Origin of the sequence: Streptomyces sp. SID3343, assembly GCF_009865215.1 — a bacterium.
Taxonomy (GTDB): domain Bacteria; phylum Actinomycetota; class Actinomycetes; order Streptomycetales; family Streptomycetaceae; genus Embleya.
Genome location: NZ_WWJX01001394.1, coordinates 1 through 9,109, shown reverse-complemented (window position 1 = coordinate 9,109; position 9,109 = coordinate 1). Strand labels below are relative to the sequence as shown.

Below are 9,109 nucleotides of genomic sequence, written 5' to 3'. Positions count from 1 at the left end.
CGGTGAGCGCGTTCGCCCCGCCCACCGGAGCCGGCCACCCGGCCTGCTGACCGAGCATCGCCATCAGCCACCCGAACGCCGAGCCGGCCGCCGACTCCGGCAACAGGTCGGCGTGCAGCGCGCAGCCCGCCAACAGCATCGGCGCGCCGGGCTGCGCGAACTCCTCCTCGCCCAATCGCCGAACCGGCAGCATCAGGAACCGCAACAGGCGCAGCCCGCCCGCCGCGCGCAGCCGCGACGCCAGGCCCAGGGTCGCCCGCACCGGGGGAAACGGCGTGAACAGTGCCTCGATCAGATACGGGTCGAGGTCGTCCCACAGCCCGGACAACCGGCGCCACGCGGCGCCGTCCGGCTCGCCGAAGTCGCGCGCCAGCCCGTTCGCCGTGTCCTCGACCCCACGCCGCAACACCGCGCAGCGCCCGTCGCCCAACGGATGGGCCAGCACGGCGGGCGCGTGACTCCAGCGCAGCCCGTGCGCCTGGAGGTCGAGCGCGCCGATCGCGGGCGAGACCACGGCAAGCGGGTGAAAGGAGCTGAACAGGTCGTTGACGAAGTCCGGATGTACGCCGCGGTCGCTGCGCACCGCGCCGCCGGGCGCGTCCTGCGCCTCCAGCACGACCACCCGCCAGCCGGCGTCGGCGAGCACGTTCGCGGCCACGAGCCCGTTGGGCCCCGCACCGATGACAATCGCGTCGGCCTCGGCCACCACTGTGTCTCCCTGTCGCTCGAACGTCCGTCCCGAGCCGGCCCACCGCAACCGGCCCCGGCATCAGTACCCGCACACCGACCGTGAACGCATCCCACCGTCGGCCGCGTGTCGGCACCGGGCCGGAGCCCGTCCCGGACGGCCTCCATGAGCGGGGTCTCGCAGTGCGGTTCGCCGGTGGACGGCCACGACGAGGTTCGCGTGTCCTCATGGTGTCAGCGAGCGACGTAGCCGCCGTCGACGGGGAGGACGACGGCGGCGCCGGATGCGGCGAAGGCGCGGGCCGTGGCCAGGCCCATGCCGGAGGAGGCTCCGGTGACGAGGGCGACCCGGCCGGTGAAGTCGTAGGTGGGATTCACGGGCGCGGCTTTCGGTAGGGGTTCCGAAGGGTCGGAGGCTTTGGTCTCCGACGACGACCGGTTCGGGGCACGCGGCCCGCCCGCTCGGGCAGCCGACCGGGTCTCAGCCGGTGGGCGGGGCGGCGGCGTATTCCTCGTCGGTGACGGGGGTCAGCCAGTGCACGACGGCGTGGTCGGCGTCGCCCTCGTTGATGGCCACGTGGACCATCAGCCGGTTCGGCGCGGCGCCGTGCCAGTGCTCTTCGTCGGCCTCGAACAGCACGCGGTCGCCGGGTCGGATGACCTCGACGGGGCCGCCTCGCCGTTGACACAGGCCGATGCCCTCGGTGACGAAGACGGTCTGGCCCAGCGGGTGGCGGTGCCAGTGGGTGCGCGCGCCGGGCATGAAGTGCACCAGGGAGGCGGTGACCCGGGACGGGGCGGGGGCCGCGGCGACGGCGTCGATGTAGACGTCGCCGGTGAACCAGTCGGCGGGGCCCTTGACGGTGTCGATCGAGCTTCGGGTGATCTGCATGGTCTTTCCTTCGTTACGGGTGCCACCGCGGGCGGTGTGCGAGCGGGTCGGCGCGTCCCGGCACGATGCCCGCACGCGGGCGCGCCCGATGCGGGCCGGTCAGGGCTTGAGAAGGGTTTTGACGGCGCGGCGTTCGTCCATCGCGCGATAGCCCTCGGCCACCTGGTCCAGGGGCAGGGTGAGGTCGAAGACCTTGCCCGGGTCGATGCCGCCCGCGAGGACGCGGCCGATCAGGTCGGGCAGGTAGCGGCGTACGGGGGCGGGGCCGCCGCGCAGCCCGACGTGCGAGAAGAACAACTCCTGCCCGTCGACGGCGACGTCGTGGGGGACGCCGACGAAGCCGACGTTGCCGCCGGGCCGGGCCGAGTGCAGGGCCTGCCGCATGGCCTCGGCGGTGCCGACGCACTCCAGCACGCTGTCGGCGCCGATGCCGCCGGTGAGGTCCTTGATCCGGGCTGTGCCGTCGTCCCCGCGCTCGGTGACGATGTCGGTGGCGCCGAACCGTCGGGCGAGGTTTTGCCGGGATTCGTGGCGGCTCATGGCGATGATCCGTTCGGCGCCCATCTCCTTGGCCGCGATCACCCCGCACAGGCCCACCGCGCCGTCTCCGACGACCACGGCGGTCGAGGCGGGCTTCACCTCGGCGGCGTCCGCGGCCCACCAACCGGTGCCCATCACGTCGGAGACGGCCAGCAGGCCGGGCCACAGTTCCTCGTCCGGTATCTCGTCGGTGGCGACCAGGGTGCCCTGGGCGTTGGGGATGCGGACGTACTCGGCCTGGCAGGTGCTCATGAACTCACGGTGCAGGCAGGCCGACGGAAAACCGTTGCGACAGTTCGCACACGTGTTGTCCGAGGTCGCGAAGGAGCCGACCACGAACTGACCCGGCCGAACCGAGGTGACCTCCGACCCCACCTCCTCGACGAAGCCGACGTACTCGTGCCCCATCGGGTGCGCCTCGCCGATGGGCTCCAGGCCGCGCCAGGGCCACAGGTCCGAACCGCACACGCAGGTGGCAGCGGTACGGATCACCGCGTCGGTCGGTTCGAGAATCTTCGGGTCGTCCAGGGTTTCGAAGCGGACATCGCCGGGGGCGTGGATTACTGCTCCGCGCATGATGGGTTCCTTGGGTGTCGAGACGAGCGGCGGCAGGCAGGCGTACCGGCCGCCGGGTGCGATTGCAGGCTCCGAACGGGCAGCCGGAAGCCGCCCCCGAGCCTGATGCGGGGCTCACCGGCCCTCCGCGTTCGCGGGCCGGGCGAAAAAGCACCACGTCATCCAGACAACCCGCTCTTCGCGCGCCCAACCAGTCACCGTCAAGGGGTGTACCGACAGTGCACCCCTGCGGCCGTGTACGCGACGTACTGTCGATGTCGTGGACAACAGTCGAGAGGTCCGCGAGTTCCTCACCTCGCGGCGCGCGAAGATCAGCCCCGAGCAGGCCGGGCTACCCTCCGGTCCCCGGCGGCGCGTCCCCGGCCTGCGCCGCAGTGAGGTCGCGGCCCTGGCCGACATGAGCGTGGAGTACTACGCGAAGCTGGAGCGCGGCAACCTCGCCGGCGTATCCCCCGCCGTCCTCGAAGCCGTCGCCCGCGCCCTGCGGCTCGACGACGCCGAACGCGCCCACCTCCTGCATCTGACCCAGGCCGCCGACGGCTCCGACGCGCTCACCCGCCCGCGCCGCCGCCGCCCCACCCGGCAGTGGACTCCGCACCGCAGCCTGCAATGGACCCTGGACGCGATCACCGCCGGGCCGGCCTTCGTCCGCAACGGCCGCATGGACCTGCTCGCCACCAACGGGCTCGCCCGCGCCTTCTACGACGACGTCTACGCCACCCCCCACAACCAGGCGAACCTCGCCCGCTTCAACTTCCTCGACCCCGCCTCCCGCCGCTTCTACCCGGACTGGGACCAAGCCGCCGATGTCGCCGTCGCCATCCTGCGCACCGAAGCCGGCCGCAACCCCCACGACAAGGACCTCCACGACCTCGTCGGCGAACTGTCCACCCGCAGCGACGACTTCCGCACCCGTTGGGGCGCCCACAACGTCCGCCACCACGGCACCGGCACCAAGCGCTACCACCACCCGACCATCGGCGAACTCACCCTCGCCTACGAGGGTTTGGAGATGGCCGCCGAACCCGGCCTCACCCTCACCATCTACGCCGCCGAACCCGGCTCCCCCTCCGAAGAGGGCCTGCGCATACTCGCCTCCTGGGCCGCCACCCACCACACCGAGACACTGACCCGAACCGACCCGACCGGCTGACCAACCCCTACACGGGGGTTGAGGAGCCCGCACCCCGCGCGACTCCCTGAACTGGCAGGCATGGCTCCGCGCAACCCTGGTGGAGGACCGGCGGCCGGACGAGTGGCAGCGTGGCCTTCGTCATGCGGCTCACGTGGGTGGCTGCGATGGGCGGCCGTCCACGCGGAAGTACGCGAGCTAAGGGAGCAGTTCCCGGCCGGCAGTGGGTCCGCGAGCGGGTTGCGGTGCAGAGGGCTTCGCCAGGGACCGCGTTCCGGCAGTGGGGTGTCGGACGCCGATGGCATGCTGTCGATCACGCGTCTCCCCTTACGAACGGAGCTACTGGCGATGGGTGTCGACTTCGCTGCCGCCTGGTGTGCGACAGATCTCGGCGATCACCGCCCCTGCCGTTTCACCTATGAGAGGTATCCCTACGAGACCCTGCCGCTGCTGGACGAGAAGCGGTTCACGGGCGCTTTCCAATGGCTGAGCAACCCGGGCGAACTCGTTGCCGAGCAGGCCGCGAAGTTGCGGCACCTGGAGGATCGGCTCGCAGCCGAAGGACTGGCATTACCGCAGGACTTCGTCACCTTCGAGGTGTCGTCGAACCTGCGCGGATCCTTGGACACGGTCTCGGTGACCGGCTGTTGGAGCAGCCTCTCCGAGCCGCTGCCCAGCCCCGTGGAGCCGGGCGCGTTCCTGGTCCGCTTCTTCCGTGACCAGCAGGACTGCGTTCTGTGGTACCTCTACCTGCGCCCGTCCGGCGAGGTTTTCGTGGTCAACTCCCATCTCGACTACGAGTATGAGTACGAAGCACGGGACTCGGCGGACTGCGAGCCGGAGAGCGACCTGGATGATCTCGCCGCTCAGAAGGCCGAGATCCTTTGGTGCGCCCCCTCCTTCGAGCACTTCGCTTACCGCTTCTGGCTTGAGAACCGTCTCTGGCGCGCTGTCAACGGTGGGGGCGATGCGTCGCTCGATCCCGAGATGCAGGGATATCTCGACCACTACGTGGCGACATCGCCTCAAGGAGCTTGACGCCGAAACGGTTGCCCCCTTGCCGGGGACATCCGCGGCTCCTGGCCCAGTGCGCCCCGACCGCATCCCCCGCGACCTCCTCACCGCGCCACCGCGCCACCGCAACTCACCGCCGCGATCGGCCGGCTCGTCGCCTACGGCATGATCACCGACAACCACGACGACACCCTGACCGTCCACCGCCTCGTCCAGACCCACGCCCGCACCTCCGACTTCCACGACTCCCGCCGCCGACCTGACGACATCCGGAGCGGGAACGCCCGGCCGTTGGTGGGGAGTTCAGCGTCGGGTGCTGCACGGGCGTACAACCGATGGTTGTGGATGGTGGGCGTATCGGTTGTTTGACCTGCTGACGTTCTGACCGCTTGGCTCTCGTCGGTCGACGTCGGTCGGTTCGGGTGGGTCGGGTGGTTCGGGTGGCGAGTGGGAGCGGGCTGAGCGTGGTGGGCAGGAGGCCGTTGGGGCGGCAGTTCGGTTGGTTGTGGTCGGCTTATGCGGTGAGCGCGTACGGGTCCGGGCTGGGGTTCGGGGCCTTGCCGCTGATCGCCGTGCTGGCGTTGGATGCCGGGCCCGCCGAGGTGTCCGTGTTGTCGGCGGTGGGGCCCGCGGTGGGTGCGCTGATCGCGGTGCCGCTCGCGCCGTGGGTGGAGTTCCGGCGCAAGCGCCCGGTGATGATCGGGATGGACCTGGTCCGGTTCGCGGCCATGGCCACGATCCCGGTCGCCTACGCCTTGGGACAGCTCGGTTTCGTCCAACTGCTCGCCGTCGCGGCCGTGGTCGCCGCAGCCAAGATCGCGTTCAACGCCGCCAGTGGCGCCTTCCTCAAGGACCTCGTCCGACCGGACGACCTGCTCGTCGCCAACGCGCGGTTCGAGTCCACGAACTGGAGTTCCATCGCGATCGGGCCACCGCTGGGCGGAGCGGCGATCGGGCTGTTCGGGCCGGTCGTCACCGTGCTGGCCGACGCGCTCAGCTACCTGCTCTCGGCGCTGGGCATCACCGCGATCCGCAGCCGCGAGGAGAAGCCGGGAACGGCCGATGGAAGCCCGCTGCGGGCAGGCGCGTTGCTCGACGGCTGGCGACACATCATGGGCCACCCCGGTCTGCGGGCGCTCTACCTCAACCAGATGCTCGTCGGCGGTCTGATCATGGCCACCGAACCCTTGCTGGCCGTGCTCATGCTTCGCCACCTCGGGTTCCCGCCCTGGCAGTACGGCCTCGCCTTCGCCGCTCCCTGTCTCGGCGGACTCGTCGGCTCGCGGCTGGCCCACCGGGTCGTGGCCCGCTTCGGTCGGCACCGGGTCTTCCGGACAGTCGGCACGCTGCGCGCCGTCTGGCTGATCGGCCTGGCCTTCGTGCGTCCCGGCGTCGTCGGCCTGATCACGGTGATGGTCATCGAGCTGGCGATCATCGTCAACATGAGCCTGTACAGCCCGGTGCTCGCCACCTACCGGCTCGAACACACCCCCAAGCATCTCGTCGCCCGCACCCTGACGGCCTGGTCAATCGGCCAGCAGGCGTCCATCGCCGTCCTCACCGCGCTCGCCGGACTGCTCGCCGCCGTCACCGGCCCACGCATCGCTCTCACGGTCGCGGGACTGCTCATCCTGACCACCCCGCTCCTGCTCCCCCGACGGGAGCAGACGCCGCACCACGAGCCGGAAGTGTCCCGCAGCCACTCGTAAGTCACCTCGACTCGCCCACCCAAGGCCGCAAGCCGCAGCCGGTTCGCCGGCGCGTGTCCGCGTCCACGTCCACCAGGCACATCGCCGGCAAGGAGAACACCCGCATGAGCACCGCGCCCGCACTCGATCCCGCGCACACCGCGCTTCTCGTCATGGACTACCAGCCCGCGATCCTGGCCTTCGTGCCCGAAGGCAAGGACCGCGACGCCCTGCTCGGTCGAGTGGAAGGGGCCATCGCCGACGTTCGCGCGCACGGCGGCACCATCGCCTACGTACGCGTCGGCTTCGCCGATCCCGACTGGGACGCGATCCCGGCCGCCAACAAGGCCTTCGCCCCACTGGCCCGACACCGCGTCATGCACCACGAGGACCCGGGCACCGCCATCCACGAACGACTGGCTCCCCAGGACGGCGACATCATCGTGCGCAAGGTCCGCTACGGCGGCATGTCCACCACCGACCTCGACCGGCAGCTACGCGAGCGCGGCATCCACACTCTGGTCCTCTCCGGCCTCGGTACCAGCGGAGTCGTCCTGTCCACCGTCGTCGACGCGGCCGACCGCGACTATCGCCTCTACGTCCTGTCCGACGGCATCGCCGACCCGGACACCGAAGCCCACGACGTCCTGCTCCACCGAGTCTTTCCCTCACGGGCCCACATCATCGACACCACCGAGCTGCACACCCTGCTCCGGACGGGTTGACTCGAACAACCACGGCCTCGGTACTGGTGGCCTCGCGTATTCAACTGTCGCGGGTTCCCTGGGTACCCAGCCGGCCGGTAACCGGCTGTGATCGCCAGCGGCGTATCGGGTCCAGGTTCCGCCGGTCTCTCGGAGGAGTCGGCTGGTGGTCTTGTCGTGGTAGCCGAGGGCGTCTGCGACGACGGGGGCGGGCAGTTCGAGGAGTCGCTGTCGGATGGCGGCGCCGCGGGCGGCGGCGACCGGGATGCCAATCTCGCCCAGGAGTGCGGACAGGTGGTTGGGACGGCCAGACTCGCCGGCTCGCCTCCCGGGAGAGGGCCGGCCCGCGTTCCGTGACGACGGGCGGCCGGTCGGAGCCCAAGCCCGCTTCCGCTCCGCCCGCGCGGGACGCCGGGCCCCGCCCCCACTCCGGGCGGCAGCGGCGCGAGGTCCTGGGACACCCTTCCGTCCCAGATGTGATTCACGTCACTGCCGGCGGCTCGGTGCAGCACCCGGCCCCGTTCCGCCGTCATAGGGGCAGTGATCGGGACGGGACGAGGAGAGGAGGTCGGCGAGTGAGGTTTCGCAGGAGCGGTCCGGGCTACGGATTCACGGAGTTCGTCGCACAGCGGTCGGGAGCGTTGTTCCGCACCGCGTATGCGCTGACCGGTGACGTGCACGTGGCCGAGGATCTGGTGCAGGAGGCGCTGGAGCGGGCGTGCCGACGGTGGCGGAAGGTCGCGGTGGCGGACTCGCCGGAGGCGTACGTGCGCAAAGTGCTGGTCAACCTGGCCAACGACCGCTGGCGGCGGCTGTCGCGCCTGGGCGAGCGCCCCGGGCTGTCGGGGGTGCCCGAGACGGCCGACCCCCGGGACCGGTTCGGGCAGGTGGATCTGCGCGCGGAACTGATCGAGGCACTGCTCGGGCTGCCGATGGGCATGCGCAGCGTGGTGGTCCTGTACTACCTGCACGATCTGGACGCCCGGCAGGTCGCCGACGTCCTGGAGATCTCTTCGAGTGCGGTGAGGTCCCAGCTCGCCCGCGGCCTGGCCAAACTGCGCGATTCCATATCGGGCGAGGCGCCGCACACCCCGTCGGCCGCTTTCGGAGGTACGAAGTGAGGAACACGTCGTCCGGACCCGCCCCGTTCGAGCCGGGCCTCGAAGCCGAGCTGCGTGCCGCGGTGGCCTCCTTCGCCGACGGGCCGACGGCGCCGGTCGTCGACGCGGCCGCGATCGAGCGAGTCGTCAGACGCAGCCGCACCCGCCGGGCGCTCCTCGGCACCGCTGCGGCGTGCTGCGTGCTGGCGTGCGCCACGGTGGGGTTCTTCGCGCTGAAGCCCGTGCCGCCGGCGCCCGGCGCCTCCCCGTCCCTGTCCCCACCGGCGAACGGGGCGTGCACCCCGCTCGCCATCGGCACCCCCAAGAGCGGAAGCGCCGATGCGACTCCGACACAGGAGCAGGAGCAGACCGCGGGAGCAGGCATCGCGCTGCCGGACCTGGCCGGCATGCCGGTCGAACAAGCCGGAAGCCTGCTGCGCGGACTCGGACTGAGCTGCACGATCATGCGGCACACGGACTGGAACGCTCCCGCCGGGCAGGTGATCAGCAGTGCCCCCCGGGGCGGCGCAGAACCGGTGGCACCGGGCTCGTCCGTCCTCCTGCTGGTCTCGACGGGCAAACCCGGCAGAACCTGAGCGACCGGGCCCTTCGGCCCGCGCACCGGCGGACGGCGCCCCGTCCTGCCGGGCAGGGGAGCCACCCGGAGCGGGGGAACGGCTGCGGGTGGCGGGCTCCGAGGCCGTCAGCCGCGCAGCTCGCTCGGCATCGTCTTTGGGTTGCGGAGGTCCTGCCCGAGGCTGCGGCCCCGACCGGCG

General features: G+C 71.2%; 9 protein-coding genes and 1 pseudogene. 6 read left to right on the top strand and 4 right to left on the bottom strand.

The genetic code is table 11. From position 1 onward, the window contains the following. The 4 genes and pseudogenes from GT354_RS44425 to GT354_RS44410 form a co-directional block, all read right to left on the bottom strand. Positions 1-709: FAD-dependent oxidoreductase (locus GT354_RS44425; protein ID WP_161362910.1), on the bottom strand; the 709-nt coding region annotated here is incomplete at its 3' end. 242 nt (positions 710-951) lie between these two features. Further along, positions 952-1,065: pseudogene (locus tag GT354_RS44420) on the bottom strand (SDR family NAD(P)-dependent oxidoreductase); the annotation flags it as partial. 103 nt (positions 1,066-1,168) lie between these two features. Beyond that, positions 1,169-1,579 (bottom strand): cupin domain-containing protein, encoded by a 411-nt coding sequence (locus tag GT354_RS44415; protein WP_161362908.1) that lies wholly within the window; start codon positions 1,577-1,579, stop codon positions 1,169-1,171. A 99-nt stretch (positions 1,580-1,678) separates the two neighbouring features. Beyond that, the gene (locus GT354_RS44410; RefSeq protein WP_161362906.1) at positions 1,679-2,695 is read right to left on the bottom strand and encodes a zinc-dependent alcohol dehydrogenase family protein; all 1,017 of its coding nucleotides are present in this window, start codon (positions 2,693-2,695) and stop codon (positions 1,679-1,681) included. Between the two features lie 259 nt (positions 2,696-2,954). On the opposite strand from GT354_RS44410, the gene GT354_RS44405 reads away from it, so the two are divergent. From GT354_RS44405 to GT354_RS44380, 6 genes are all read left to right on the top strand, one after another. Then, positions 2,955-3,848 (top strand): helix-turn-helix transcriptional regulator, encoded by an 894-nt coding sequence (locus GT354_RS44405; RefSeq protein ID WP_161362903.1) that lies wholly within the window; start codon positions 2,955-2,957, stop codon positions 3,846-3,848. A 327-nt stretch (positions 3,849-4,175) separates the two neighbouring features. Continuing rightward, positions 4,176-4,865 carry a hypothetical protein gene (locus tag GT354_RS44400; protein ID WP_161362901.1) on the top strand — a complete coding sequence of 230 codons (690 nt, stop codon included), beginning with the start codon at positions 4,176-4,178 and terminating at the stop codon, positions 4,863-4,865. A gap of 440 nt (positions 4,866-5,305) precedes the next feature. Next, on the top strand, positions 5,306-6,550 hold the full coding sequence (locus tag GT354_RS44395) for an MFS transporter (RefSeq protein ID WP_346012457.1): 1,245 nt from the start codon (positions 5,306-5,308) through the stop codon (positions 6,548-6,550). A 104-nt stretch (positions 6,551-6,654) separates the two neighbouring features. Beyond that, positions 6,655-7,254: a cysteine hydrolase gene (locus GT354_RS44390; RefSeq protein ID WP_161362899.1), complete on the top strand. Its 600-nt coding sequence runs from the start codon at positions 6,655-6,657 to the stop codon at positions 7,252-7,254. Between the two features lie 554 nt (positions 7,255-7,808). Beyond that, positions 7,809-8,354 carry a SigE family RNA polymerase sigma factor gene (locus GT354_RS56880; protein WP_161362897.1) on the top strand — a complete coding sequence of 182 codons (546 nt, stop codon included), beginning with the start codon at positions 7,809-7,811 and terminating at the stop codon, positions 8,352-8,354. Next, positions 8,351-8,929 carry a PASTA domain-containing protein gene (locus GT354_RS44380; RefSeq protein ID WP_161362895.1) on the top strand — a complete coding sequence of 193 codons (579 nt, stop codon included), beginning with the start codon at positions 8,351-8,353 and terminating at the stop codon, positions 8,927-8,929. Before GT354_RS56880 ends, GT354_RS44380 begins: the two co-directional genes overlap by 4 nt. Positions 8,930-9,109: the final 180 nt, after the last annotated feature.